This is a genomic window from Roseibaca sp. Y0-43 (assembly GCF_020667835.1).
Taxonomy (GTDB): Bacteria; Pseudomonadota; Alphaproteobacteria; order Rhodobacterales; family Rhodobacteraceae; genus Roseinatronobacter.
The window spans coordinates 255,440-279,782 of the sequence record NZ_JAFMPR010000005.1 but is presented as its reverse complement, the minus strand read 5'-3'; the positions used below and the strand labels follow the sequence as shown (position 1 = coordinate 279,782).

Annotated in this window: 25 protein-coding genes; 11 read left to right on the top strand and 14 right to left on the bottom strand. The window is 64.2% G+C overall.

Going from position 1 to position 24,343, the window contains the following annotated elements:
• Nucleotides 1-34: 34 nt before the first annotated feature.
• Genes J1C52_RS08735 through murJ form a run of 3 tightly spaced genes read left to right on the top strand, consistent with a single transcriptional unit; the run spans nucleotide 35 to nucleotide 5,572 of the window.
• Nucleotides 35-1,222 carry a penicillin-binding protein activator gene (locus J1C52_RS08735; RefSeq protein ID WP_227427544.1) on the top strand — a complete coding sequence of 396 codons (1,188 nt, stop codon included), beginning with the start codon at nucleotides 35-37 and terminating at the stop codon, nucleotides 1,220-1,222.
• A 2-nt stretch (nucleotides 1,223-1,224) separates the two neighbouring features.
• On the top strand, nucleotides 1,225-4,008 hold the full coding sequence (locus tag J1C52_RS08730) for a [protein-PII] uridylyltransferase (RefSeq protein WP_227427543.1): 2,784 nt from the start codon (nucleotides 1,225-1,227) through the stop codon (nucleotides 4,006-4,008).
• A 1-nt stretch (nucleotide 4,009) separates the two neighbouring features.
• Entirely contained in the window at nucleotides 4,010-5,572 is a 1,563-nt protein-coding gene (murJ, locus tag J1C52_RS08725) for a murein biosynthesis integral membrane protein MurJ (RefSeq protein ID WP_227427542.1), read from the top strand.
• Here the strand turns inward: murJ and J1C52_RS08720 are convergent.
• Nucleotides 5,569-6,219 carry a rhomboid family intramembrane serine protease gene (locus tag J1C52_RS08720; protein WP_227427541.1) on the bottom strand — a complete coding sequence of 217 codons (651 nt, stop codon included), beginning with the start codon at nucleotides 6,217-6,219 and terminating at the stop codon, nucleotides 5,569-5,571. The genes murJ and J1C52_RS08720 overlap by 4 nt on opposite strands.
• A 78-nt stretch (nucleotides 6,220-6,297) precedes the next feature.
• Between J1C52_RS08720 and trpS the strand changes: the two genes are divergently transcribed.
• Together trpS and J1C52_RS08710 are read left to right on the top strand one after the other, a co-directional pair.
• Complete coding sequence (gene trpS, locus J1C52_RS08715; RefSeq protein ID WP_227427540.1) at nucleotides 6,298-7,329, top strand: tryptophan--tRNA ligase; 1,032 nt, start codon at nucleotides 6,298-6,300, stop codon at nucleotides 7,327-7,329.
• Nucleotides 7,326-8,348, top strand: coding sequence for a hypothetical protein (locus J1C52_RS08710; RefSeq protein WP_227427539.1), 1,023 nt, complete (start codon nucleotides 7,326-7,328; stop codon nucleotides 8,346-8,348). The genes trpS and J1C52_RS08710 overlap by 4 nt, the downstream gene beginning before the upstream one ends.
• Here J1C52_RS08710 and J1C52_RS08705 read toward each other — a convergent pair.
• The 5 genes from J1C52_RS08705 to rpsF all read right to left on the bottom strand — a co-directional run bounded on the left by J1C52_RS08705 (nucleotide 8,345) and on the right by rpsF (nucleotide 11,336).
• Nucleotides 8,345-9,391, bottom strand: a complete 1,047-nt coding sequence (locus tag J1C52_RS08705; protein WP_227427538.1) for a YeeE/YedE family protein — start codon at nucleotides 9,389-9,391, stop codon at nucleotides 8,345-8,347. The two genes, J1C52_RS08710 and J1C52_RS08705, sit on opposite strands and share 4 nt — an antisense overlap.
• Before the next feature lie 98 nt (nucleotides 9,392-9,489).
• Nucleotides 9,490-9,864: an ArsR/SmtB family transcription factor gene (locus tag J1C52_RS08700; protein ID WP_370633246.1), complete on the bottom strand. Its 375-nt coding sequence runs from the start codon at nucleotides 9,862-9,864 to the stop codon at nucleotides 9,490-9,492.
• Nucleotides 9,865-10,107: 243 nt separating this feature from the next.
• Entirely contained in the window at nucleotides 10,108-10,728 is a 621-nt protein-coding gene (gene rplI, locus J1C52_RS08695; protein WP_227427537.1) for a 50S ribosomal protein L9, read from the bottom strand.
• A 12-nt stretch (nucleotides 10,729-10,740) separates the two neighbouring features.
• A complete protein-coding gene (gene rpsR, locus J1C52_RS08690) occupies nucleotides 10,741-10,968 on the bottom strand; it encodes a 30S ribosomal protein S18 (RefSeq protein WP_005608650.1) in 228 nt (75 codons plus the stop codon).
• A 14-nt stretch (nucleotides 10,969-10,982) separates the two neighbouring features.
• The gene (gene rpsF, locus J1C52_RS08685) at nucleotides 10,983-11,336 is read right to left on the bottom strand and encodes a 30S ribosomal protein S6 (RefSeq protein WP_227427536.1); all 354 of its coding nucleotides are present in this window, start codon (nucleotides 11,334-11,336) and stop codon (nucleotides 10,983-10,985) included.
• A gap of 245 nt (nucleotides 11,337-11,581) precedes the next feature.
• On the opposite strand from rpsF, the gene J1C52_RS08680 reads away from it, so the two are divergent.
• On the top strand, nucleotides 11,582-12,151 hold the full coding sequence (locus J1C52_RS08680; RefSeq protein ID WP_227427535.1) for a biotin transporter BioY: 570 nt from the start codon (nucleotides 11,582-11,584) through the stop codon (nucleotides 12,149-12,151).
• Nucleotides 12,152-12,195: 44 nt separating this feature from the next.
• Here the strand turns inward: J1C52_RS08680 and J1C52_RS08675 are convergent, their stop codons facing one another.
• The 3 genes from J1C52_RS08675 to J1C52_RS08665 all read right to left on the bottom strand — a co-directional run bounded on the left by J1C52_RS08675 (nucleotide 12,196) and on the right by J1C52_RS08665 (nucleotide 14,296).
• Nucleotides 12,196-12,615: a DUF1284 domain-containing protein gene (locus tag J1C52_RS08675; RefSeq protein WP_227427534.1), complete on the bottom strand. Its 420-nt coding sequence runs from the start codon at nucleotides 12,613-12,615 to the stop codon at nucleotides 12,196-12,198.
• On the bottom strand, nucleotides 12,612-14,066 hold the full coding sequence (gene purF, locus J1C52_RS08670; protein ID WP_227427533.1) for an amidophosphoribosyltransferase: 1,455 nt from the start codon (nucleotides 14,064-14,066) through the stop codon (nucleotides 12,612-12,614). The genes J1C52_RS08675 and purF overlap by 4 nt, the downstream gene beginning before the upstream one ends.
• A 74-nt stretch (nucleotides 14,067-14,140) precedes the next feature.
• Nucleotides 14,141-14,296 carry an RSP_7527 family protein gene (locus J1C52_RS08665; protein WP_227427532.1) on the bottom strand — a complete coding sequence of 52 codons (156 nt, stop codon included), beginning with the start codon at nucleotides 14,294-14,296 and terminating at the stop codon, nucleotides 14,141-14,143.
• Between the two features lie 188 nt (nucleotides 14,297-14,484).
• Here J1C52_RS08665 and edd point away from each other — a divergent pair, with 188 nt between their 5' ends.
• Nucleotides 14,485-16,290 (top strand): phosphogluconate dehydratase, encoded by a 1,806-nt coding sequence (gene edd, locus J1C52_RS08660; protein WP_227427531.1) that lies wholly within the window; start codon nucleotides 14,485-14,487, stop codon nucleotides 16,288-16,290.
• 96 nt (nucleotides 16,291-16,386) lie between these two features.
• Here edd and J1C52_RS08655 read toward each other — a convergent pair whose 3' ends face one another.
• The 5 genes from J1C52_RS08655 to J1C52_RS08635 form a co-directional block, all read right to left on the bottom strand.
• Complete coding sequence (locus J1C52_RS08655) at nucleotides 16,387-17,079, bottom strand: M48 family metallopeptidase (RefSeq protein ID WP_227427530.1); 693 nt, start codon at nucleotides 17,077-17,079, stop codon at nucleotides 16,387-16,389.
• 57 nt (nucleotides 17,080-17,136) lie between these two features.
• Nucleotides 17,137-18,957, bottom strand: a complete 1,821-nt coding sequence (gene typA, locus J1C52_RS08650) for a translational GTPase TypA (RefSeq protein WP_227427529.1) — start codon at nucleotides 18,955-18,957, stop codon at nucleotides 17,137-17,139.
• Nucleotides 18,958-19,032: 75 nt separating this feature from the next.
• Nucleotides 19,033-19,635, bottom strand: a complete 603-nt coding sequence (locus J1C52_RS08645; protein ID WP_227427528.1) for a YitT family protein — start codon at nucleotides 19,633-19,635, stop codon at nucleotides 19,033-19,035.
• A gap of 3 nt (nucleotides 19,636-19,638) precedes the next feature.
• Nucleotides 19,639-19,962 carry a DMT family transporter gene (locus J1C52_RS08640; protein WP_227427527.1) on the bottom strand — a complete coding sequence of 108 codons (324 nt, stop codon included), beginning with the start codon at nucleotides 19,960-19,962 and terminating at the stop codon, nucleotides 19,639-19,641.
• A 6-nt stretch (nucleotides 19,963-19,968) separates the two neighbouring features.
• Entirely contained in the window at nucleotides 19,969-20,628 is a 660-nt protein-coding gene (locus tag J1C52_RS08635; RefSeq protein ID WP_227427526.1) for an alpha/beta hydrolase, read from the bottom strand.
• 274 nt (nucleotides 20,629-20,902) lie between these two features.
• Between J1C52_RS08635 and J1C52_RS08630 the strand changes: the two genes are divergently transcribed.
• The 4 genes from J1C52_RS08630 to J1C52_RS08615 all read left to right on the top strand — a co-directional run bounded on the left by J1C52_RS08630 (nucleotide 20,903) and on the right by J1C52_RS08615 (nucleotide 24,335).
• Nucleotides 20,903-21,361 carry an Rrf2 family transcriptional regulator gene (locus J1C52_RS08630; RefSeq protein WP_227427525.1) on the top strand — a complete coding sequence of 153 codons (459 nt, stop codon included), beginning with the start codon at nucleotides 20,903-20,905 and terminating at the stop codon, nucleotides 21,359-21,361.
• Between the two features lie 78 nt (nucleotides 21,362-21,439).
• Entirely contained in the window at nucleotides 21,440-22,486 is a 1,047-nt protein-coding gene (locus J1C52_RS08625) for a cysteine desulfurase family protein (protein ID WP_227427524.1), read from the top strand.
• A 26-nt stretch (nucleotides 22,487-22,512) separates the two neighbouring features.
• Nucleotides 22,513-24,024, top strand: a complete 1,512-nt coding sequence (sufB, locus tag J1C52_RS08620) for a Fe-S cluster assembly protein SufB (RefSeq protein WP_227427523.1) — start codon at nucleotides 22,513-22,515, stop codon at nucleotides 24,022-24,024.
• Nucleotides 24,021-24,335 carry a heavy metal-binding domain-containing protein gene (locus J1C52_RS08615; protein ID WP_227427522.1) on the top strand — a complete coding sequence of 105 codons (315 nt, stop codon included), beginning with the start codon at nucleotides 24,021-24,023 and terminating at the stop codon, nucleotides 24,333-24,335. Before sufB ends, J1C52_RS08615 begins: the two co-directional genes overlap by 4 nt.
• The last annotated feature ends 8 nt before the right edge of the window (nucleotides 24,336-24,343 follow it).

Below are 24,343 nucleotides of genomic sequence, written 5' to 3'. Positions count from 1 at the left end.
GCGCGGGAAGAGGTGTTTTCAGGGGTCAAGCGACATGTTGGGTAAACTCATGGGGGCGCGCCGCTTTGGTCGGCGCAGGGCAATCGCGGCAATCGCGGCGGCGATGGTGCTGGCAGGGTGCGAAGGCGGCTTTGGCCCCATCGCGGGTGGCGGCCCTTCGGTCGACACGAACCGCCCCGTGACCGTGGCGCTTCTGGTGCCCGGCGGCTCTGGCGACCAGGGGCGCGACGTGCTGGCGCGCAGCCTTGAAAACGCCGCACGTCTGGCGGTGGCCGATTTGCAGGGCGTGCAGCTTGACCTGCGGGTCTACCAGACAGCGGGCGATGCCGGGCGCGCGGCGGCTGTCGCGCAGCAGGCCGTGGGCGAGGGGGCCAAGATCATCATCGGCCCGCTTTTCGCCGATGCCGCGCGGGCTGTGGGGGCGGCGGTTGCGCCAGCCGGTGTGAATGTCCTCAGCTTCTCGAACAACCCCTCGGCTGCGTCGCGCAATGTATTCCTTCTGGGGCCGATGTTCGAGAACACCGCCGCGCGTCTGATGAGCTATGCCGCCGCGCAGGGCAAGGGCCGGGTCATGCTGGTCTCTGAGCAGAACCAGGCGGGCGAAGTGGCCGCCGCTGCCGTGCGCCAAGCCGCGGCGCGCGGGGCTGCCGAACTGGTGGCGGTGCAAAGCTACCCGTTCTCGCAGCAGGGCGTGGTGCAGGCCGTGCCGCAGATCACCGCGCAGGCGCGGGCCAACAACGCGCAGACCATTCTGTTCACTGCCGGGTCCGAGGGCGCGCTGCCGATGCTGGCGGAATTGCTGCCGCAAAACGGGCTGTCGCCGCAGACCTTCCAATATGCGGGGCTGACGCGCTGGGATATTCCCGCCGCGACGATGCAGATTTCGGGCTTGCAAGGCGGCTGGTTCGCGCTGCCCGACCCGGCGCTGACGCGCCAGTTCGAGGCGCGTTACCAAGGGGCAAATGGCAGCGTCCCGCATCCGGTGGCGTCCTTGGGGTATGACGCGGTTGCCGCGGTCGGGGCGTTGCTGCGTCAGGGTGGGGCCGATGCCCTGAGCGCCGCGCGCATCACGCAAGGGTCCGGCTTTGCCGGTGTGACGGGCGTGTTCCGCTTCCGCGCCGATGGCTCGAACGAACGCGGGCTTGCGATTGCTGAAATCCGGGATGGGGCCAGTGTCGTGGTCAGCCCGGCACCGCGCAGCTTTGGCGGGGGTGGGTTCTGAGCGTGAGCCCCGCTGACCCGGCTGTCCTGAGCCCGCAGGCCGAAGGCTTTGGCCCGTTCCTGCGCGACGACATTCTTGCCGCCGATCACTTGGCGCAGCAGGTGGCAGAGGCGCTTGCAGACGCGGACAGCGCGCGCGACAAGCGCACGGCGATCGTGTCTGTGCTGAAAGTGGCGCTGGCCGATGCCCGCACCCGGCTGGAAGAGGTCTACCGCGCCAACCCGCGCGATGCGCGCGATTTCACGGCGGCCAATTCATGGCTGACCGATTGTATCGTCACAACTGCTCTGACGGCGGTGCAGACCCATCTGCACCCAAACCCCAACCCGTCGGATGGCGAGCGGATCGCCACCTTGGCCGTGGGCGGCTACGGGCGGGCGGAAATGGCGCCGCATTCCGACATAGACCTGTTGTTCCTTGTGCCGTGGAAAGTCACGGGCTGGGTCGAGCAGGTGATCGAATCCACGCTTTACGTGCTGTGGGATCTGAAGCTGAAAGTAGGCCATGCCAGCCGCAGCGTCGACGAATGCCTGCGCCTTGGCCGCGACGACATCACCATCCGCACGGCTTTGCTGGAGCATCGCTTCCTGCATGGAAACGAGACCTTGGCCAAGACCCTGCGCAAGCGGCTGTGGTCAGAGCTGTTCGCCAAGACCCATGCCGATTTCGTCGAGGCGAAACTGGCCGAGCGCGACGCCCGCCTGAGCAAGATCGGCAACCAGCGTTACCTGCTGGAGCCGAATGTGAAAGAGGGCAAGGGCGGTTTGCGCGACCTGCAAACGCTTTACTGGATCGCGAAATACATCCACGAGGTCGATCAGGCGCGCGAATTGGTGCGCCTGGGGTTCTTCCGGCCCGAGGAATACGAGGCTTTCCGCGCCGCCGAAACCTTCCTCTGGGCGGTGCGCTGCCACATGCACCATATCGCGGGCCGCGCGGTCGAGCAGTTGACCTTCGACATCCAGGTCGGCGTGGCCGAGCGCATGGGCTATACCGACCATGGCGGGCGGCGCGGGGTCGAGCATTTCATGCAGGACTATTTCCGCAACGCCACCCGCGTGGGCGAATTGACCCGCATCTTCCTGACCGAGCTGGAAGCGCGCCATGTCAAGCGCGAGCCATTGCTGCGCCACCTGCTGAACCGGCGCAAGAAAATGCGCCACAGCCTGCGCGTGCAGCAAAACCGGCTGGACATAGAGGACGAGGCAGAGTTCCTGTCCGACCCGCTGAACATGCTGCGCATTTTCGAGGAAGCGCTGGTCACGGGCTACCTGATGCACCCAAACGCCATGCGCCTGATCGCGGCCAATCTGCACCGGATCGACGCGAAATTGCGGGCCGAGCCGGAAGCGCGGCGCATCTTCCTGCGCCTGCTGCTGAAACATGGCAATCCCGAACGCGCATTGCGGCGCATGAACGAGCTTGGCGTGCTCGCGGCCTTCATCCCCGATTTCGAGCCGATCGTGGCGATGATGCAGTTCAACGTCTACCATCATTACACGGTGGATGAGCATACGATCCAATGCGTCAGCACATTGGCGCAGATCGAGCGCGAGGAACTGGTCGAGGAACTGCCCATCGCCTCGCGCATCTTGCGCGAAGGCGTCAATCGGCGGGTGCTGTATATCGGGCTTTTGCTGCATGACATCGGCAAAGGCCGGCCAGAGGACCATGCGGTGCTGGGTGCGCAGATCGCGCGGCGCGTGGCGCCTGCGCTGGGGCTGAAACGGGCCGAGTGTGAAACCGTGGAATGGCTGGTGCGCTATCACCTGCTGATGTCCGACACCGCGCAAAAGCGCGACATCTCGGACCCGCGCACGGTGCGCGATTTCGCAAAGCTGGTCAAAACCCGTGAGCGGTTGGACCTGCTGACCGTGTTGACCGTCTGCGACATTCGCGGCGTGGGGCCGGGGACGTGGAACAACTGGAAAGCGCAGCTTTTGCGCCAGCTATACCGCGAAACCGCCAATGCTTTGGAAAACGGGCTGGAAGACCTGAACCGCGAGAATCGTTCGGACGAGGCGAAGCGTGCCCTGCGCGCGGCACTGGCCGATTGGCCCGCTGCCGACCGCCGCACCGAGCTTGCCCGCCATTATGACCCCTATTGGCAAGGCTTGCCGACCGCGACCCATGCGGTCTTTGCAAGCCTGCTGCGCGATGTGACCCCTGCCACGATCCGGGTGGACCTGCACCCCGAACCCGACCGCGACGCAACGCGCGCCTGTTTCGTGCTGTCCGACCATCCCGGCATTTTCGCGCGTTTCGCCGGCGCGCTGGCGCTGGTCGGCGCGAATATTGTCGATGCGCGGACCTATACAACCAAGGATGGCTACGCAACCGCCGTATTCTGGATACAGGATGCCGACGGCCACCCGTTCGAGGAAAGCCGCCTGCCGCGCCTGCGCAAGATGATAGAGCGGACCTTCGCGGGCGAAGTGATTGCTGCGCGCGAATTGCAGGGTCGCGACAAGGTCAAGAAGCGCGAGCGCGATTTCCGCGTGCCGACCAATATCAGCTTCGACAATGAAGGCTCTGAAATCTACACCATCATAGAGGTCGACACCCGCGACCGCCCCGGTCTGCTGTTCGATCTGGCGCGCACGCTGGCGGATAACAACATCTCTATTGCCAGCGCCCAGATCGCGACTTACGGGGTGCAGGTCGTCGATACCTTCTATGTGAAAGACATGTTCGGGCTGAAGCTGCACGCCAAATCCAAGCAAGAAGCTCTGGAGCGCAAGCTGCGCGCGGCCATCAAGGCGGGCGCGGATCGCGCGGTTTCCTGACATGGCCCCGATCGCAGCACCGGTTCGGCTGGTCAAAGGCTTTCTGACAGTTGGGTTATGGACGCTGCTTAGCCGCGTCTTTGGCTTTGCCCGCGACATCATGATCGCCGCCTATCTTGGCCCCGGCGCGGTGGCGGACGCGTTTTTCGTGGCGTTTTCGCTTCCGAACATGTTCCGCCGCTTCTTTGCCGAAGGGGCGTTCAACTTCGCCTTCGTGCCGCTCTTTTCCAAGAAATACCAATCGGGCGCGGGCGCGGAAAGCTTCGCGCGCGATGCGTTCTGGGGAATGGCGGCACTTTTGGCGGTGTTCTCGGCGGTGGCGGTGCTTGCCATGCCGGTTCTGGTCTGGGCCATGGCGGCAGGCTTCGCCCAAGACGCCCGGTTCGACATGGCGGTTCAGTTCGGCCGCATTGCTTTTCCCTATATCTTCTTCATCTCGCTGACGGCGCTTCTGTCGGGGATGCTGAACGCGGTCGGGCGGTTTACTGCTGCTGCCGCCGCGCCGGTTCTGTTGAACATCATCTTTGTCACCGCCATGACCATCGGCGCCGCGCTGGGCTGGCCGATAGGTCCGGTTCTGGCGTGGTCGGTGCCGGTGGCGGGCGTGGCGCAACTGGCGCTTATGTGGATCGCGGTGCAGCGCGCGGGCTTTGCCATGCGCTTCCGCCGCCCCACGCTGACGCCAGAGCTGAAACGTTTGGCCATCATCGCCGCGCCTGCGGTGCTGGCCGGGGGGGTGGTGCAGATCAATCTTCTGGTGGGCCGTCAGGTCGCCAGCTTTACAGAGAACGCGATTTCATGGCTGAATTTCGCGGACCGGCTATATCAACTGCCCTTGGGCGTGGTGGGCATTGCCGTGGGTGTGGTCCTGCTGCCAGAGCTGTCGCGCCGCCTGGCGGCAGGTGACACGGGCGGCGGGCAACACAGCTTCAACCGCGGGATGGAGTTTTCGCTGTTCCTGACCGTGCCATCGGCGGTCGCGCTGGCCGTGGTCGGTGCCCCGATTGTCGAGGTGCTGTTCGGCCGCGGTGCCTGGACCGAAGCCGACACGGCTGCCACGGCGCTGGCCTTGGCCGTCTATGCGCTGGGCCTGCCCGCTTTCGTCATGCAAAAGGTGCTGCAACCGCTTTACTACGCGCGCGAGGATACGCGCCGCCCGTTCAAATTCGCGCTGACGTCGATGGTCGTGAATGCCGCGGTCGCCATTGGGTTGATGCCGTTCATCGGCTTCGTTGCCGCCGCTTGGGCCACGAGCTTTGCCGCTTGGGTCATGGTCTGGCAGTTGTGGCGCGGGGCGCGCGCCATGGGGCAGGCCGCGCAGGTGGATGCGCAGATGCGCCGCCGGGCGCTGCGGATCGTGATCGCCTCTGCCGCGATGGGGGCGGCGCTTTACCTTTGCGCGCAGGCGCTTGAACCCTATCTGGCGCTGCCCGGCTGGCGCGCGCTGGCGCTTCTGGCGCTGATCGCCCTTGGCAGCGTGGTCTACCTGGGCCTTGGGCAGGTGATCGGGGCCTATAGCGCCGCCGAAATTCGGGCCAGCCTGCGCCGCAAACGCGCGCCCTAACGCCTGCGCAACCGCGCAAGCAGCGGGCCATCCAAGACCCGCGCCAGCGCCGCGCCCACGGCCATGGCGGTCAGGTCGGCCAGCCAATCCAAGCCACCGCCGCCCATAAAAACAAGCGCCAGCCGCGTAAAGACCAGAACCCCCGCCATGAATAGCGCCGCCCGCGTGCCCATCAGCACCGCGTATGCCCCGGCAAGGGCAAAGATCATCGGGTAGCCGCCGATCAGCCACGCGCCAGGGTTCGCGACCAGCCCGAAAGCCACGCCGCCCGCCGCTTGCGCCAACAGAAGCAGCACCAGCACCTTGAGCGATCCCAACCGCTCGGCGCAGGCTTTGCCCAGTGCCGCCGTGATGACCACCACCAGTGCCGCCTGCATCGGCCCCAGATGCACGAAGCCATAGACAAGGTAGCGCCACAGCCCTTCCGCCGGGTAGCGCCCGCTTTCCCACATCCAGCCTTGCAATTCGGCATTCACGCCAAAGGCCACCAGCGCCTGCGCGCGCCAGCCTGCGCTGCCCGCCCAGTTGACCAAGCCATGCGCGCCGGCCCAGAGCACCAGTTCCACCCCGGCCACGCCAAGTGTCAGCAGCCACACCGCCCAAGGCAGCGGGTTCACGATGGGGGAGGGGTGCGACTCGTCGCGCATCGGTGGGCCTTGGTTGACCTTGTTCGCCCCCAAGGCTAAGCGATTGCCAGATGCAATTCCAGCACGGAGCGCCGCGCCATGTCCGACACGCCCAAGGCTTTTCCGCCGCGTATTTTCTCTGGCATCCAGCCATCTGGCGGGCTGACGCTGGGCAACTACCTTGGTGCGCTAAAACGCTTCGTGCAAGCGCAGGACCAAGGGATCGAAACGATCTATTGCATGGTCGACCTGCACGCGATCACCGTCTGGCAAGACCCCGCCAAGCTGCGCCACGCCACGCGCGAATTGGCGGCGGGCTTTATCGCGGCGGGGATCGACCCGGCGCGCTCGATCTTGTTCAATCAATCCCAAGTGCCCGCCCATGCCCAGCTTGCCTGGATTTTCAACTGTGTGGCGCGCATGGGCTGGTTGAAGCGCATGACGCAGTTCAAGGACAAGGCGGGCAAGAACGCGGAGAACGCCAGCACGGGCCTGTTCGCCTATCCCAACCTGATGGCCGCCGATATCATGGCCTATCACGCCACCCATGTGCCGGTGGGCGAGGATCAGAAGCAGCATCTGGAGCTGACGCGCGACATCGCCGCGAAATTCAACCATGATTACGGGGTAGAGTTCTTCCCGATCGTCGAACCCGTGATCGAAGGGGCGGCGACCCGCGTGATGTCCTTGCGCGACGGCACCAAGAAGATGTCGAAATCCGACCCGTCGGATATGAGCCGCATCAACCTGACCGATGATGCCGACGCCATCGCGCAAAAGCTGCGCAAGGCGCGCACCGATCCTGAACCCTTGCCCGAAGCGCTGGACGGGTTGGCAGAGCGGCCAGAGGCGCGCAACTTGGTGAATATCTACGCCGCGCTGGCCGACATATCGCCCGAGGATGTGATCGCGCAATATGGCGGGCAGGGCTTTGGCGCGTTCAAACCCGCGCTGGCCGATCTGGCGGTCGAGAAACTTGCCCCTATCAATGCCGAGATGAGCCGCCTGATGCAGGACGTGGCAGAGATTGACCGCATCCTGGGCGAGGGGGCGGCGCGCGCCAACGCGATCGCGCAGCCGATCCTGGATCAGTGCTACGACATCGTGGGGCTGGTGCGCTCGCGCCCATGATATGGGCGCGCCGCCTGCTGGGGGTCGTGGCGTTTCTGGCGCTGCTTGTCTCTGGCTGGCAGGCGGTCACGCTGTGGCACGGGGGCGGCTTCTGGGTCGAGCGCGCGGAAGAGACGTTGGAGCAGGTCTATGCAACGGCGCTGGCCCGCGCGGCCACGCCCGACCGGGTGGCCGCCTTGCTGGAGGCCCGCCTGTCCGAGAGCCCACGCAACTGGCATGTGATCGACGCGCTTCTGGCAGAAAGCACGGGCCTGCCGCCAGACCTGCAAGCGCGCATGGACGCCGCCCGCGCGCAGGATTTCAGTCTTGCCGCCCGCGCCCGTGCTTGTGGCATCTGCGCCTATGACCTGTCGCGCTGCACGCTTGGCCCTGATCTGGCCTGCGGCTTGGGCGTGAACCTGACGGTCGCGGGGGATCTGCTGGTGTTGGGGCGCGAGGGGCTTTGGGCCTCACAAGGCGCCGAGGTCGATGGGCTGGACGTGACGCTTGCCTTTATCGGCATCGGGGCCACGGGCCTGGTGGTGGCCACGGGCGGCACGTCCTACACGGTCAAGGCCGGCGCGGGGCTGGTGCGGGTGGCGCACCGGATGGGGCGCTTGGCCCCTGACTTGCGCCGCGTGTTCACCCGCGCCTTTCGCGAAGGGGTGGATTGGGCGGCGCTTGCACGCGGTGCGCCGGTCGCCCGCGCCACGCGGTCCGAGGCACTTGCGCCGGCGCTGCGGCTAAGCGACGATCTGGGCGTCCTGCTGGAACGGACCGGACCCGCCGCCACGTTGCACCTGCTGGGCGCCGTAGAGACAGTGCCAGAGGCACGCAGCTTGGCGCGCAGCGCCCGCGCGCTTGGCCCGCGCAGCACAGCTGCCTTGGAAACCTTGGGCAAATCGCGCCTGATCCGGTTGGGCCTGCGCCTGTCGGACGAGGTGATCGCGCTGTTCGCGGCATTTGCCGCAGCGCTTGGCACCTTTGCCGCCTTGGTCGCGGGCCGTGTGCTGCGGCTGATGCGCCGATTGTTGCGCTAGACCGACTGGAACCCGCGCAGCAATTGCCGCAGGCCGACCAGCGCGCCGACAACGATGCTCAGGAACACCACCGGGGCCGAATAGGACAGCGTCGCCATCGCCGACGCGCCTTGCCCGACAGAGCAGCCCATGGCGATCACGCCGCCCACGCCCATCATCGTGGCACCGGCCACCTGACGCCCCAGTTCGCGCGGGTCTTCGCAGGCTTCCCAACGGAAGCGGCGGCGCCATCCGGCGGCAAGGGCTGCGCCCAGCACCACGCCCACGACAGAGCCGACCGCGAAATTCAGCCCGCCCGCGCTGGCGGTCATCAGATAGAGGATCGCGCGGCCCAACGGCACGGTGAAGGTGAACCCCTCGACCGGGACCGCGTCGAGCGTCATGCGCTGAAGCCACGACGTGGCGATGAACGCGCCCGCAATGGCCAGCCCGACAACGACTGACCAGCCGATTGTCTGCGGGCTGTTGCGCAAATCGGGGTGGCGAATGCCAAGCCAGAACAAAAGCGCGGCCACCGGCGCGGCGAACACCAGCGGGGGCAGGTCGGTCATCCGGGCAAAAGCATGGGCAAAGCCTTGGGGGATCGCGGTTTCCACCTCTGGAAACAGGGCCACGCGCAAGGGCGACAAAGGCCCGGCCAGCGTGATGAACCCGGCAATCGCCATGATCATCACGATCAGGAAAGACCGCAAATCGCCACCGCCCAGCCGGATCAGCGCGCCAAAGCCGCAATTCCCGGCCAAGGCCATGCCATAGCCGAACACAAGCCCGCCGAACACCGCGGCAAAGGGGTTAAAGGCTATCTGGTGGTAGGGGCTGAGCGTGATCTGGGCCAACCCCATCGCTTCGGCCCCGAACAACACCAGAATGGCCACGCCAAGCACGACGCCCCATAGGCGCGCGCGCCGTTGGTCGCCGCCATAGGCCGCGCTTTCAATCGCACCCAAGGTGCAGAAATCGCCCATACGGGCGGCAGCACCCAGAATGATTCCGATGATCAGGCCAGCGCTACCGGCCAGAACCGGGGCGGGTAAATCCCACATTCACATCCTCCAACAGATGGGCCTGTGCGTGCAGGCCTACCGCATGTCGCAGTATACCGAACGGGGTCGGCAGCGTCACGGGAAAATCGGATGTGGTCCTAGTGATGCGCCTGTGCGCAGAACATGTCATAGACCAAGGCGATCAGGCGCTCTGCTTTCGGGTCTTGCAACGAGTAGTAGATCGTCTTGCCCTCGCGGCGGCTGTTGACGATCCCTTCCAGACGCAGACGCGCCAATTGCTGGCTGACGGCCGCTTGGCGCGATTGCAAAAGCTCTTCCAGCTCGCCCACCGACTTTTCGCCGGTCGAGAGATGGCACAGGATCATCAGCCGCCCTTCATGGGCCAGCGCTTTCAGAAAGGCCGACGCTGCTTGTGCCTGATCCAGCATGTCGGTCGGTGCGAGCGTCGCGCAGGATTTGCCCTCTGCCGCGTCATACTGATCCAGATCTGCGCTCTGCGTGTCCAGAGACATGGCTCTTCCCCCGATAGGCCGCACCACTGCGGCTGTTGCGAATGTCATCAGTTGCAGTTGCTTGAATATGTAGAGCGACCTTCCCCCTAGAGCAAGCCTGTGGGGGCTGAATAAGACGATTTGTTCCGGCCAGAGGCATTCTGCTGGGAAATTCGCCCGGAAATCGGGCGATCCATGGACCGGAAACCGAAAACACCCGCCGGAAATCCGGCGGGTGTTTGTCTGTTTGTGCCGAATACCGGCTTAGGCGTCGCGCGGGTCTTCGCTTTCGCCCTGACCGCGCGGGTCGAAGCCGTCATCGTCCATGCCGGCGCTGCCGATTTCGTCGAACAGTTCCGAAATCTCGAACTCGGCGGCGGCTTCTTCCTCTGCGGCCAGTTCCTGAATGGACTTGCCAGAGGCTTGCAGCTCTGCCTCTTCGGGCGAGCGGGCGACGTTGAGCTTGATTTCTGCATCCACTTCGGGGTGCAGGTTCAGCGTGACGGTGTGAATGCCCAGAACCTTGATCGGCTGGCCGATCACGATCTGGCGGCGCTCGATGGTCACGCTGCCTTCGGCCAGCAGGTCGGCCACGTCGCGGGTGCTGACGGAGCCATACAGCGCGCCGGCATCCGATGCCTGACGGATCACGACATAGGTCGTGCCATCCAGACGCTCTGCGACCGCAGCGGCTTCTTTCTTGGTTTCCAGGTTCTGTGCTTCCAGCTCGGCCTTGCGGGCCTCGAAGGATTTCACATTGTCATCGGATGCGCGCAGCGCCTTGCCTTGCGGCAGAAGGAAGTTGCGGGCGTAACCGGGCTTGACGTTGACGACATCGCCCATCTGGCCAAGCTTGGCCACGCGTTCCAGCAGGATAACTTGCATGATCTGTTCTCCTTACTTCACGGCGTAGGGCAGCAGGGCAAGGAAGCGGGCGCGCTTGATGGCACGGGCCAGTTCACGCTGCTTCTTTGCCGACACGGCGGTGATACGCGAGGGCACGATCTTGCCACGCTCGGAAATGTAGCGTTGCAGCAGGCGCGTGTCCTTGTAGTCGATCTTGGGTGCATTCTCGCCCGAGAAGGGGCAAACCTTGCGGCGACGGAAAAACGGTTTTGCAGCCATGGGTCAGCTCTCCTTTACGATGCGCGGCGGCGCGGTTCGCGCTCGTCACGTTTCTGCATCTGGACCGAGGGGCCCTCTTCATGGGCGTCGACCTTGACGGTCAGCACGCGCATCACGTCGTCATGCAGGCGCATCAGGCGTTCCATTTCCTGAACGGCCGTGGCCGGTGCGTCGGAACGCAGGAAGGCGTAGTGACCCTTGCGGTTCTTGTTGATCTTGTAGGACATCGTCTTGACGCCCCAATATTCGGAATCAACCAGTTTGCCGCCATTGTCGGCCAGCACGGTGCCGAAATGTTCGATAAGCGCTTCGGCCTGCGTGTTCGACAGGTCCTGACGCGCGATCATGACATGCTCGTAAAGGGGCATGTGATCTCCATTCTTTGTCTGGGCGCATTTCAAAAGGCAAGGCAATGACCTTTCCGCCCCTGCCTACGAGAGCTGCGCCGATGAAACATCTGCGGAAAGATGCGCCCGTTTAGCGGCAAACGGGGCAGGGTGCAAGCACGCATGGGAATGGCGCGCGCAAATCACCTGCGGCGAACACGCTCTTGCCAGATGCGCATGTCTGGCGCATAAGTGGCGCAACATTCTTTCGCAAAATGGGGGCTTACATGGCTCATACTCCTTTGATGACCGCGCTGGGTGCCGATGACACCCTTCTGCGCAAGCTGGCGATGGTGGCCTTCGGGTCCGTTCTGGTCGGCATGTCCGCGCAGGTCAGCGTGCCGATGTTCCCGGTGCCGATGACGCTGCAAACGCTGGCGATCATGCTGATCGGCCTGACCTATGGGTCGCGTTTGGCCGGGGCTACCTTGGTCGCGTATCTGGTGCAAGGCGCGGCTGGCTTCCCGGTATTCGCGGGTGGCGCGGCAGGTCTAGCACCGCTGATGGGGCCGACCGCGGGCTTCCTGTTTGGCTTTGTCGCCATGGCCTTCGTGATGGGCTGGCTGGTCGAGCGTGGCATGAACCGTGGCTTTGGCCTGTTCGCCGCCGCGCTGATCGCCACTGCTTTGCTGTTCGTGCCGGGTATCGCATGGCTGACCGCTGTCACGCCACTGGACCTGCAAGGCGCATTCATGGCCGGTGCCGCACCTTTCCTGCTGGGCGAATTGGTGAAAGTGGCTGTTGCCGCGCTGATCGTGTCGGGTGCCTTCGCAGCGCTGAAAGACCGCGTGAAGTAATCGCGCCAAACTTTTGAAAAGGCGGGCTTTTGGCCCGCCTTTTTTCATGCGCCGGTGTCATGCAGGCGGGCAAGCGCCGCTTCGCACAGACCAAGCGACAGCCATGTGCAGCCCGCGCACAAGCTGCCCAGATCCCCCGGTGCGACCCGCGCGCGGACCCGCGCTTTCGCGTCGCCCCATGTCAGCCTTGTGCCGTCCTGCACGCCCAAAGCGGTGGCGTGGCGCTGGTCCAGCACGGCGATCTTGGCGGCCTTGGCGCAGCTTTGGCCCATACGGTGCGGGCAGGGGGCACAGATGTGATCGGCCTGCACCGTGACCTCTATCAGCACATCATCGCCATCCGGCGCGCGCAAGCGGTCCACGATCTGGGCCATGTTGGCGGTGAAACTGTCGGAATAGCCCTTTCCCTCGAACCCCAGCGCGCACAGAAAATGATGCGGGCGAAAGGTAATCGGGTCGGTCATTCCGCCGCGTGCTTGGGCTGAAAGCCGCGCTCCAGCATGTCATGCGGCGCGACCGGATATTCGCCCGAGAAACACGCATCGCAATATTGTGGGCAGGAATTGTTGCGGCCCTCCGGCTCTCCTGCGGCGCGGTATAGCCCGTCGAGCGAGATGAATTTCAGGCTGTCCACCCCGATATGGTCGCGCATCTCATCCTCGGACATGCGCGCGGCGAGCAGGTTCTCGCGGTCGGGCGTATCGACCCCGTAAAAGCAGGGCCAGGCGGTGGGCGGGCTTGCGATGCGGAAATGCACCTCTTTCGCTCCCGCCTCGAGGATCATTTCCTTGATCTTCTGGCTGGTCGTGCCGCGCACCACCGAATCATCGACCAGGATAATGCGCTTGCCACGAATAAGCGTGCGGTTCACGTTCAGCTTCAGCCGCACCCCCATGGACCGGATCTGCTGGCTGGGTTCGATAAAGGTGCGCCCCATATATTGGTTGCGCGTGATCCCCAGCGCAAAGGGAATGCCCGATTCCTGGCTGAACCCGATCGCCGCGGGCGTGCCGCTATCGGGCACGGGGCAGACCAGATCCGCATCCACCGGCGCTTCGCGAGCCAGTTCCACCCCGATCTGGCGACGGGTTTCATAGACGGAACGGCCCCCGAAAAAGCTGTCGGGGCGCGAGAAATAGACATGCTCGAACACGCAAAAGCGCGACTTCTGCGGCGCGAAGGGACGGCTGCTGTCGACGCCGGTTTCGCTGATGACAACCATCTCGCCCGGCTCGATCTCGCGCACGAATTCTGCACCGATGATGTCGAGGGCACAGGTCTCTGACGCCAGCGCCCAGCCGTCATGCAGTCGGCCGAGAACCAAGGGGCGCACGCCCAGCGGGTCGCGCACGCCGATCAGCTTGGTGCGGGTCATCGCCACGACCGAAAACGCCCCTTCGGCGCGGCGCAGCGCGTCCTTCATCCGCTCGGGGATGGTCTTCTGGAACGAGCGCGCCATCAGGTGGATCAGGCACTCGCTGTCGGAACTGGACTGGAAAATGGACCCGCGCTCGATCAACTCTCGGCGGATCGCGTCGGCATTGGTGATATTGCCATTATGCGCAAGCGCCGCGCCACCCATGGAAAACTCGCCGAAAAACGGCTGCACATCGCGAATTTGCGTGGCCCCCTTGGACCCGGCGGTGGAATAGCGCACATGGCCGATGCCGATGCGCCCCGGCAACGTCTCGATCACGCCCGCTTTCGTGAAATTGTCACGAACCAGCCCGAACCTGTGGGCCGAATGAAAGCCCGATTCGGGGTGATGGGTGATGATCCCGCCCGCTTCCTGACCGCGATGTTGCAGCGCATGCAGTCCCAAGGCCACGAAACTGGCCGCGTCTTCGACCCCGATGCACCCGAATACGCCGCATTCTTCGCGCAGTTTGTCGTCATCGAACGGGTGGCTGAGCATGGAAGCAACTCGCGGCTGGCCAAGGATTGCGCCCCCTCTAGCGCATTGCGCTGGGGCTGTCACCTGTTTGTGGCCTAGCTCGCGGTGCGATGCGCAGCAAACAGGCTGGTAAAGGCGTGCCAGCCAGCGGTCAGCATTTCCGCCATGAAGGCCGCACGCTCGCGGCGGGCCTGCTGTTCCAGGCGGGTCATATCGGCCATCTCGGCAGCGAGATCGGTTTGGTGTTGCATGTGCATCTCCGGTGAAAGCGTTTACATTCGTTGTGGCGAATGTAGATGCTGCGCTGCCGCATTGCAGCAATCAGTTTCGCATTCCCGCTTTGCATTCAACGCAAAGCTCCGTGTCGGCCATTGATTTGTTAGCGCTAACTGGTTACATGGCCCTCAAACGCCGCACAGCCTTGACCGGAGGACATGCCATGCCGCTTAACCCCACCATCGAAGCCGTGACCGACCGTATCCGCGCGCGCTCCAAGCCCAGCCGTGACGCGTATCTGGACCGCATGGCCCGCGCGGCAGAGGCGGGGACGGTGCGCGCGCATCTCTCCTGCGGCAATCAGGCACATGCCTATGCGGCCATGGGGGCGGACAAGGACACGCTGGCGGCAGGGCGCGCACCCAATCTGGGGATCGTGACCGCCTATAACGACATGCTCTCGGCCCATCAGCCGTTCGAGCATTACCCCGAGAAAATTCGCGCCGCCGCGCGCGCGGTGGGGGCGACCGCGCAGGTGGCGGGCGGCGTGCCGGCCATGTGTGACGGCGTAACCCAAGGTCAGCCGGGGATGGAGCTGTCGCTGTTTTCGCGCGACACGATCGCCTTGGCGGCAGGCGTCGCCATGAGCCACAATTGCTTCGACGCTGCCGTCTACCTTGGCGTCTGTGACAAGATCGTGCCGGGGCTAATTATCGCGGCGGCCACCTTCGGCCATGTGCCCACCGTGTTCGTGCCCGCGGGGCCGATGACTTCGGGCTTGCCGAATGACGAGAAATCGAAAATCCGCCAGCAATTCGCCAAGGGCGAGATCGGGCGCGAGGAATTGATGAAAGCCGAAATGGCCAGCTATCACGGGCCGGGCACCTGCACCTTCTACGGTACCGCCAACACGAACCAGATGCTGATGGAATTCATGGGCCTGCACCTGCCGGGCGCGAGTTTCGTCAATCCCGGCACGCCGCTGCGCGAAGCGCTGACCACGGCCTCTGCCCAACGCGCGTTGGAAATCACCGCGCTTGGCAATGATTACCGTCCGGCGGGGCAGGTTCTGGACGAACGCGCCTTCGTCAATGGCATGGTGGGGCTGATGGCAACGGGCGGGTCCACGAACCTTGTGCTACACCTGCCCGCCATGGCGCGCGCGGCGGGCATTCACCTGACGCTCGAAGACTTCGCCGACATCTCCGCCACCGTGCCGCTGATGGCCAAGGTCTACCCCAACGGTCTGGCCGATGTGAACCATTTCCACGCGGCGGGCGGTTTGGGCTTCATGATCGGCGAATTGCTGGACGCGGGGCTCTTGCACGATGATGTCTGCACCGTCTCGGGCGACGGGCTGAAACGCTACGCGCAGGAACCCAAGCTGCGCGACGGCGCGCTGGTCTGGGAAGATGGCGCGGGCGAAACCCTGAACGACAAGATCCTGCGCCCGCTCTCGAACCCGTTCCAAAGCACCGGGGGGCTGGCACAACTTGCGGGCAATCTGGGGCAGGGGGTCATCAAGGTGTCGGCCGTTGACCCCGCGCGCCACGTCATCGAAGCGCCTGCGCGTGTCTTCCACGATCAGGCCGATGTCAAAGCGGCGTTTCAGGCCGGCCAGCTGACCGAGGACACGGTCGTCGTCGTCCGCTTCCAAGGGCCGGCGGCGAACGGTATGCCGGAACTCCACTCGCTCACCCCCATCCTGTCTGTCCTGCAAGATCGCGGGCTGAAAGTGGCGCTGGTGACAGACGGGCGCATGTCGGGCGCCAGCGGCAAGGTGCCCGCCGCGATCCATGTCGCCCCCGAAGCGGCCAAGGGTGGCCCGCTTGCAAAACTGCGCGATGGCGACCGCGTGCGGCTCGATGCCACCAAGGGCACGCTCGATGTGCTGGAACCCGATTTCGACAGCCGCACCCCCGTCACCATCGACCTCTCGGCCAATGATTTCGGCATCGGGCGCGAGTTGTTCCGCGTGTTCCGCGCCAATGTAGGCGATTCCACCGAAGGGGCAGGCGTGGTCGTCTGACCCATTCATCCTTGCAAAAATATCCCGGGGGAGTCGCGGCGCAGCCGCGACGGGGGCAGCGCCCCCCAAACGAAAAGCCTTGTGCGCAAGCCCTCCTTAATTCTCCGGGCGCAAGCGCCAGCGCGCTTCGTTCTCCTCGATGGCGCGAATGCGATCATCGGTCGAGGGGTGGCTCATCATCCATGCAGGCATACCGCCGCCGACACCGGTCAGCGCGTTCAGCTTGCGAAAGAGCGATTTCTGCGGTTCGGTCCCGATCCCGGCCTTGACCATCAGGGCGGACGCGTAGGCATCGGCCTCGTATTCGTCATTGCGGCTGAGTTTCGACGCCAGAAGCGAAGTCAGCGCATTCGCGATGGCCACCCCCAAACCCGGCAGGAAGCGGCCCAAGATCGCCGCCAGCGCCATGCGGATGGCGTTCGTGCCGGAAAAGTCGATCATCCGCTTGCGGGTATGGCCTAGCGCCACATGGCCCAGTTCATGCGCGATGACGCTGGCCATTTCCTCTGCCGTCACCTCGCCCGCGCGATACTTGTTGTAGAACCCGCGCGTGATGAAGATGCGCCCATCGGGTGCGGCCAGCCCGTTCACCGGCTCAATCTCGTAGATATGCACCTTGATCGCGGGAACGCCCACCGCGCCTGCGAAATGGTCGGTCAGCTTTTTCAGCTTGGGGTCCGCCAGCTCGGAGGAATGCGCATCCAGCTCGCGCTTGGTGCGCCAGCTGGAGAAGAGATACATCACAAGCGCATAGCCAATGGCCAGCAGGAACGGGGATAGTTTCAACATGCCCCAGATATGGGGCGGCGCGCGCGAGCTGGCAAGCAGCTTCGCGCGGCCAAATCGTCACGCGCTGGCGCGGGTCTGGCGCTTGCGCTCATGCGGGTCAAGGAAGCGCTTGCGCAGGCGGATGGCGTTGGGCGTGACTTCGACAAGTTCATCGTCGTCGATATAGGCAATCGCCTGTTCCAGCGTCATCAGCGTGGGCGGTGTCAGCTTGACCGCGTCATCCGTGCCAGAGGCGCGCACGTTGGTCAGCTTCTTGCCCTTCAGCGGGTTCACTTCCAGATCGTTGTCGCGGCTATGCTCGCCGATGATCATGCCTTGGTAGACCGGGTCTTGCGGGTTGATGAACATCTTGCCGCGATCTTCGAGGTTCCAGAGCGCATAGGCCACTGCGGTGCCGTCCTCCATCGAGATCAGCACACCCTGACGACGGCCCGGAATCGGCCCCTTGTAGGGTGCCCATTCGTGGAACACGCGGTTCAGAACGCCCGTGCCGCGCGTGTCGGTCAGGAATTCGCCGTGATAGCCGATCAGCCCGCGCGAGGGGACATGCGCGATGATGCGGGTCTTGCCAGCGCCCGCGGGTTTCATCTCTGCCAGATCGCCGCGGCGCGGGCCGGTCAGCTTTTCGATCACGGTGCCGGTATATTCGTCATCCACGTCGATGGTGACTTCCTCGATGGGTTCCAGACGCTGCCCGCCTTCGTCGCGCATCAGCACGCGGGGGCGCGAGATCGACAGCTCGAACCCTTCGCGGCGCATGTTCTCGATCAGCACGCCCATCTGCAATTCGCCACGGCCGGCCACGTCAAAGGCTTCGCCGCCGGGTGTGTCGGTCACTTTGATCGCGACGTTGACCTCTGCTTCGCGCATGAGGCGCTCGCGGATGACGCGGCTTTGCACCTTGGTGCCGTCGCGGCCCGCCAAGGGCGAATCATTGATGCCGAAGGTCACGCTGATGGTCGGCGGGTCGATGGGCTGCGCGGGGATGGCGGTATCGACATCCAGCGCGCAGAGCGTATCGGCCACGGTGGCCTTTGTCATGCCCGCGATGGTCACGATGTCGCCGGCCTCTGCGGCGTCAATCGGCTGCTGGCTCAGGCCGCGGAAGGCCAGAACCTTGGTGCAGCGGAATTGCTCGATCTTGGTGCCGTCGCGCGACAGCGCCTTGATGGTCTCGCCCGGCCTCAAGGTGCCCGCTTCCACGCGGCCCGTCAGGATGCGGCCCAGATAGGGGTCTGCCGAAAGGGTCGTCGCCAACATCCGGAAGGGGGCGGCCCGGTCGGCGACCTGCTTGGGCGCGGGCACATGCGCCACGACCAGATCGAACAGCGCCGACATGTCCTTGCGCGGCCCGTCCAGTTCGGCATCGGCCCAGCCATTGATGCCCGACGCGTAAAGCACAGGGAAATCAAGCTGTTCGTCGGTCGCACCCAGATTGGCGAACAGATCGAACACCAGATCCAGCGCGTTGTCCGGCTCTGCCGCGGGCTTGTCCACCTTGTTCACGACGACGATGGGGCGCAGCCCCAGCGCCAGCGCTTTCGAGGTCACGAACTTGGTTTGTGGCATCGGGCCTTCGGCGGCATCGACCAGCAGGACCACGCCATCGACCATGGACAGGATGCGCTCGACCTCGCCGCCGAAATCGGCGTGGCCGGGGGTGTCCACGATATTGATGCGGGTGTTCTTCCACTCGACCGAGGTGGCTTTGGCAAGGATGGTGATCCCGCGCTCGCGCTCCAGGTCGTTGCTGTCCATCGCGCGTTCCGTCGTGGCCTGGTTGTCACGATAGGTGCCCGATTGCTTCAGAAGTTCGTCCACCAACGTCGTCTTGCCGTGGTCAACATGTGCGATAATCGCAATATTGCGAAGGTCCATAACAGAGTTGCCTTTTTGTGCTGCGCCGCCGCATTAGCCGATTGCGGGGCGTCTGGCCAGCCCTTGAATGTCGCATCAGGTGGCGATGTAGCGATCTCGCCGGTGGTTGACGCCGATGATGACATTCAGAATGGCCGCGCCCAGCAGCGACCACAGCACCAGCGTGGGCGCCATGACCAGCAGTGCAGCGCCGAACAGGGCAAGGTCGAAAGCCAGTTGCACCCAGCCCGCGCGCCAGCCCATCCGCTCTTGCAGGTAATAGGCAAGGATGCCCACGCCGCCAAGGCTGGCGCGGTGGCGGAAGATCGCCAGAAGCCCCGCGCCCGCGATCATGCCGAACAGGATGGCGGCCACGGCGGGATGCGCGGGCGCAATGCTGACCAGCCGGTCCGAGAGGTCGGCAAAGACCGAGACCAGCACCACGGCGACAAAGGTCTTGAGCGTGAAATCGCGGCCCAGATGGCGATAGGCCAGCCAATAGAAGGGCAGGTTGATGGTGAAGAACAGAACGGCGAAGCTAAGGCCGGTCACGTAAGACAAGAGCACCGCCAGCCCCGCGGTCTGGCCGGTGACAAGCCCCGCGCTGGTCAGAAGCGACAGGCCGAAGCCGCACAGCCCCGTGCCCACGATCAGGCCTTGAGCGTCTTCGAACAGGGTATGGGTCGGGCGATCGGACACGGCTTAGACCTTGGCGCTGAACAGGTTGATGACCAGAATGCCCGACAGGATCAGCGCTATGCCCAGCATTGCCGCCCAATCCAGCTTTTGGCCGAACATCACCCAGCCGATGGCCGCGATCAGGCAAATGCCAAGCCCCGCCCAAATGGCATAGGCCACGCCTACCGGGATGACACGTAGCGCCAGCGATAGCAGCCAGAACGACACCGCGTAGGCGGCAAAAGCCCCGATGCCCGGCACCGCGCGGGTCATCCCGTCGCTGGCCTTGAGAAGCGTTGTGCCCAAGGTCTCGAACGCGATGGCGATGCCAAGGAACAGCCAGTGCATTCGCGCCTACCGGCTGCCCTCTGTCAGGCGGCGGGTGACATAGCTGGTCACGGTTTGCAGCATGGGCTGCATATGCTGTTCTTCGTTCTGGAAGAAATGATCCGCGCCCTCGATCTCTTCATGCGTGATCGTGATGCCGCGCTGTTCTTTCAGCTTTGCCACCAGCGCCTGCGTGTCGCGCGGCGGGGCCACGCGGTCGGCGGTGCCGTTGATAATCAGGCCGGACGCGGGGCAGGGGGCAAGGAAGCTGAAATCATAAAGATTGGCGGGCGGTGCGACCGACACGAAGCCCGTGATGTCGGGCCGCCGCATCAGAAGCTGCATCCCGATCCACGCGCCAAAGCTGAAACCTGCGACCCAGCAATGCCGTGCGTTCTGGCTTTGCGCCTGCACATAATCGAGGGCGGCGGCCGCATCGGACAACTCGCCCACGCCTTGGTCATACTCGCCCTGGCTGCGGCCCACGCCCCGGAAATTGAAGCGTAGTACCGAAAAGCCCATCTCGTGGAAGGCGTAATGCAGATTGTAGACCACCTTGTTATTCATCGTGCCGCCGAATTGCGGATGCGGATGAAGCACGATGGCAATGGGCGCGTCGGGCTTGCGTTGCGGGTGGAAGCGGCCTTCCAGTCGGCCTTCGGGGCCGGCGAAAATGATCTCTGGCATGGGGAAGCCTTATGCAGAACGGTCGTGGCTTGGCGCGGCAGCGGCTGCGCGGAATGGGCTTAATTGGGCTGCGGATGAATATGGCGGGCCGTGCGGGTGCATTCTTGACTTTCACATTCAGGTATTTTAGAGCCATTCTAAAGTTTAGATATGGCCATGCGTGTGCAGAACCTGCAACGCCGGGGCAGCACGACAGCATTAGGGCGCGAGGGGGCAAAGGTCAACCGGATAGGCGCCCCCGTGCCATGTGCGACCAGTTGCTGAGGGCAAAAGGATGAAACTCTCGACAAAGGGGCGCTACGCGATGATCGCTCTGGTGGACCTGGCCCTTGCGCCCGAGGGCGAGCTGGTGTCGCTGGGAGAGATTGCCGAGCGGCAAAATGTCTCGCTCGCCTATCTGGAACAGCTTTTCGTCAAGCTGCGCCGCGCGGGGCTGGTGGCATCGGTGCGCGGGCCGGGCGGCGGCTACAGGCTGGCGCGACCCGCCGATGCGATCCGCGTGTCGGATATCCTGGAAGCGGTGGACGAAACCGTCAGCGCCATGGACAAGGGCGCGGGCGCGAAAGGGGCCGTGACCGGATCGCGCGCGCAATCGCTGACCAACCGTTTGTGGGAAAGCCTGTCGGCGCATGTCTACGTGTTCCTGCACCAGGCGCGCCTGTCGGATGTGGCGAAGAACGCGCTGACGCCATGCCCCGCCGTGCCAAGCTTGTTTCAGGTCGTGGACGAATAGGGGGCGCTGCCCCCGCCGCGGCTGCGCCGCGACTCCCCCGGGATATTTGGGCAAGGATGAAATCAGGAGAAGCGGGTCGTGCCCGAACGTGTCTATCTTGACTGGAATGCCACCACGCCGCTGCGCCCGGACGCGCGCGCGGCAATGGTGGCGGCAATGGACGTGGTTGGCAATCCGTCATCGGTTCATGCCGAGGGGCGTGCGGCGCGCGCCATGATGGAGCGCGCGCGCGCGCAGGTCGCGGCGGCGCTGGGCGCGGAAGGGGCGGATATCGTCTTTACCTCTGGCGCGACAGAGGCTGCGGCGCTGGCGCTGTCCGGGCGCGGCCTGGCGGGGGCCAAGATCGAGCATGACGCCGTGCGCGCCTGGACCGATGGCAGCCTGGCCGTGGACCCGCAGGGCCGCGTGGCGGTGCCAGACCCGGCCCGTGCGACGCTGCAACTGGCGAATTCGGAAACCGGGATCGTGCAGGATTTGCCGCAGGGTCTGGCGGTCAGCGACCTGACCCAAGGCTTCGGCAAGATCCCCTTCGCGTTCAACTGGCTGGGGGTCGAGATGGGGTTCATCTCGGCGCACAAGCTGGGCGGGCCGAAGGGCATCGGCGCGCTTGTGATCCGCCAAGGCACGGATCTTGCGGCGCAAATCCGGGGCGGCGGGCAAGAGATGGGCCGCCGTGCGGGCACCGAGAACCTTGTGGGCATTGCCGGGTTCGGCGCGGCAGCCGAAGCCGCGCAGCGCGATCTGGCCGACGGGGTTTGGGCCCGCGTGGAAGAAATTAGAAATATTCTAGAAAAAACTCTGGACGCGTCGGCTGAATTGACTATTTCTGTCGGGAAAGGCTGTCAGCGGTTGCCGAACACGCTCTGCGTGGCCACCCCCGGCTGGAAAGGCGAAACGCAGGTCATGCAGATGGACCTTGCAGGGTTTGCCATTTCCGCAGGCTCTGCCTGTTCATCGGGCAAGGCGCGCCGGTCGGACGTGCTGACGGCGATGGGCTATGACGAGGCCACGGCGCAGGGCGCTGTCCGCGTCTCGCTTGGCCCCGATGCGACGGAAGAGATGGTGCTGCGTTTTGCCGAGGCGTGGCTGAAACAGTATCGGCGGTTCGAGGCACGCGCGGCCTGACAGCGCGACACAAGAAGGGGAAAGACATGGCTGCATTGGACAATACCGAGTTGCGCGAAGGTGTGGACCGCGAGACGGTCGAAACCGTGCAATCCATGGCCGGCACCTACAAGCATGGCTGGGAAACCGAGATCGAGATGGAGTTCGCGCCGAAAGGTCTGAGCGAGGACATCGTGCGCCTGATCTCGGAGAAGAACAACGAACCGGAATGGCTGCTGGAATGGCGGCTGGAAGCCTATCGCCGCTGGACCACCATGGAAGGGCCGGATTGGGCGATGCTGGATATTCCGGAGATCGACTATCAGGAGCAGTATTACTACGCCAAGCCCAAGTCGATGACGGAAAAGCCGAAATCGCTGGACGAGGTCGACCCGAAGCTTTTGGAAACCTACGCCAAGCTGGGCATTCCGCTGAAAGAGCAGATGATCCTTGCCGGTGTCGAGGGCGCGGATGAGGGCCGCAAGGTGGCCGTGGATGCGGTGTTCGATTCTGTCAGCGTGGGCACGACTTTCAAGAAGGAACTGGCGGCGGCGGGCGTGATTTTCTGCTCGATCTCGGAAGCGGTGCAAGAGCATCCGGAGCTGGTGAGGAAATACCTGGGCAGCGTCGTGCCGCAGAACGACAATTACTTCGCCGCACTCAATTCGGCGGTCTTCAGCGATGGCAGCTTTGTCTACATCCCCGAAGGCGTGAAATGCCCGATGGAGCTGTCGACCTATTTCCGCATCAATGCTGAAAACACCGGCCAGTTCGAGCGCACCTTGATCGTGGCCGAAAAAGGCAGCCATGTCAGCTATCTGGAAGGCTGCACCGCGCCCAAGCGCGACACCGCGCAGCTACATGCGGCGGTGGTGGAGATCGTCGTGCTGGAAGATGCAGAGGTGAAATATTCCACCGTGCAGAACTGGTTCCCCGGCGACGAGAACGGCAAGGGCGGCATCTACAACTTCGTCACCAAGCGCGCCGATTGCCGCGAGGACCGCGCGAAAGTGATGTGGACGCAGGTCGAAACCGGGTCAGCCATCACGTGGAAATACCCGTCCTGCATTCTGCGCGGCGATGACAGCCAAGGCGAGTTCTACTCGATCGCCATCGCCAATAACTGGCAGCAGGCCGATACCGGCACCAAGATGGTGCATCTGGGCAAGAACACCCGCTCGCGCATCGTGTCCAAGGGGATCAGCGCGGGGCACGCGCAGAACACCTATCGCGGGCTGGTGTCGATGCACCCGAAGGCGAAGAATTCGCGCAACTATACCCAGTGCGACAGCTTGCTGATCGGCGATCTGTGCGGCGCGCATACGGTGCCCTATATCGAGGTGAAGAACGCATCTTCCCGCGTCGAGCATGAGGCGACCACGTCCAAGGTGGATGATGACCAGCTTTTCTATTGCCGCCAGCGCGGCATGGACGAGGAAGAGGCGGTTGCGCTCGTGGTGAACGGCTTCTGCAAGGAAGTGTTGCAAGAGCTGCCGATGGAATTCGCCATGGAAGCGCAGGCGCTGGTGGCGATTTCTCTGGAAGGGTCGGTGGGGTGATCATCACCACAACCCAAACCATCGAAGGCCACCGCATCACCGCCTATCATGGGCTGGTGGTGGGCGAGGTCATCATGGGCTCGAACGTCGTGCGCGATTTCATGGCGTCCATCACCGATGTGATCGGCGGGCGCTCTGGTGTCTATGAAACCAAGCTGGCCGATGCGCGAGTAGAGGCCAGCCGCGAGCTTGAAGAGCGCGCCCGCGCGATGGGCGCGAACGCCGTGGTCGGCGTTGATCTGGATTATGAAGTGGTGGGGGATTCGATGTTGATGGTGTCGATTTCCGGAACCGCCGTGACTGTAGAATAAGGGGACGA

Coding starts and splice junctions, on each gene's coding strand:
- J1C52_RS08700 (WP_370633246.1), bottom strand. CDS start 9,864: ATGTCTCTGGACACGCAGAGCGCAGATCTGGATCAGTATGACGCGGCA.
- J1C52_RS08720 (WP_227427541.1), bottom strand. CDS start 6,219: ATGCGCGACGAGTCGCACCCCTCCCCCATCGTGAACCCGCTGCCTTGG.
- J1C52_RS08665 (WP_227427532.1), bottom strand. CDS start 14,296: ATGCAACACCAAACCGATCTCGCTGCCGAGATGGCCGATATGACCCGC.
- trpS (WP_227427540.1), top strand. CDS start 6,298: ATGTCCGACACGCCCAAGGCTTTTCCGCCGCGTATTTTCTCTGGCATC.
- J1C52_RS08655 (WP_227427530.1), bottom strand. CDS start 17,079: ATGTTGAAACTATCCCCGTTCCTGCTGGCCATTGGCTATGCGCTTGTG.
- J1C52_RS08735 (WP_227427544.1), top strand. CDS start 35: ATGTTGGGTAAACTCATGGGGGCGCGCCGCTTTGGTCGGCGCAGGGCA.
- J1C52_RS08630 (WP_227427525.1), top strand. CDS start 20,903: ATGAAACTCTCGACAAAGGGGCGCTACGCGATGATCGCTCTGGTGGAC.
- sufB (WP_227427523.1), top strand. CDS start 22,513: ATGGCTGCATTGGACAATACCGAGTTGCGCGAAGGTGTGGACCGCGAG.
- J1C52_RS08710 (WP_227427539.1), top strand. CDS start 7,326: ATGATATGGGCGCGCCGCCTGCTGGGGGTCGTGGCGTTTCTGGCGCTG.
- J1C52_RS08680 (WP_227427535.1), top strand. CDS start 11,582: ATGGCTCATACTCCTTTGATGACCGCGCTGGGTGCCGATGACACCCTT.
- J1C52_RS08635 (WP_227427526.1), bottom strand. CDS start 20,628: ATGCCAGAGATCATTTTCGCCGGCCCCGAAGGCCGACTGGAAGGCCGC.
- J1C52_RS08705 (WP_227427538.1), bottom strand. CDS start 9,391: ATGTGGGATTTACCCGCCCCGGTTCTGGCCGGTAGCGCTGGCCTGATC.
- rplI (WP_227427537.1), bottom strand. CDS start 10,728: ATGCAAGTTATCCTGCTGGAACGCGTGGCCAAGCTTGGCCAGATGGGC.
- purF (WP_227427533.1), bottom strand. CDS start 14,066: ATGCTCAGCCACCCGTTCGATGACGACAAACTGCGCGAAGAATGCGGC.
- murJ (WP_227427542.1), top strand. CDS start 4,010: ATGGCCCCGATCGCAGCACCGGTTCGGCTGGTCAAAGGCTTTCTGACA.
- rpsF (WP_227427536.1), bottom strand. CDS start 11,336: ATGCCCCTTTACGAGCATGTCATGATCGCGCGTCAGGACCTGTCGAAC.
- edd (WP_227427531.1), top strand. CDS start 14,485: ATGCCGCTTAACCCCACCATCGAAGCCGTGACCGACCGTATCCGCGCG.
- J1C52_RS08640 (WP_227427527.1), bottom strand. CDS start 19,962: ATGCACTGGCTGTTCCTTGGCATCGCCATCGCGTTCGAGACCTTGGGC.
- rpsR (WP_005608650.1), bottom strand. CDS start 10,968: ATGGCTGCAAAACCGTTTTTCCGTCGCCGCAAGGTTTGCCCCTTCTCG.
- typA (WP_227427529.1), bottom strand. CDS start 18,957: ATGGACCTTCGCAATATTGCGATTATCGCACATGTTGACCACGGCAAG.
- J1C52_RS08675 (WP_227427534.1), bottom strand. CDS start 12,615: ATGACCGACCCGATTACCTTTCGCCCGCATCATTTTCTGTGCGCGCTG.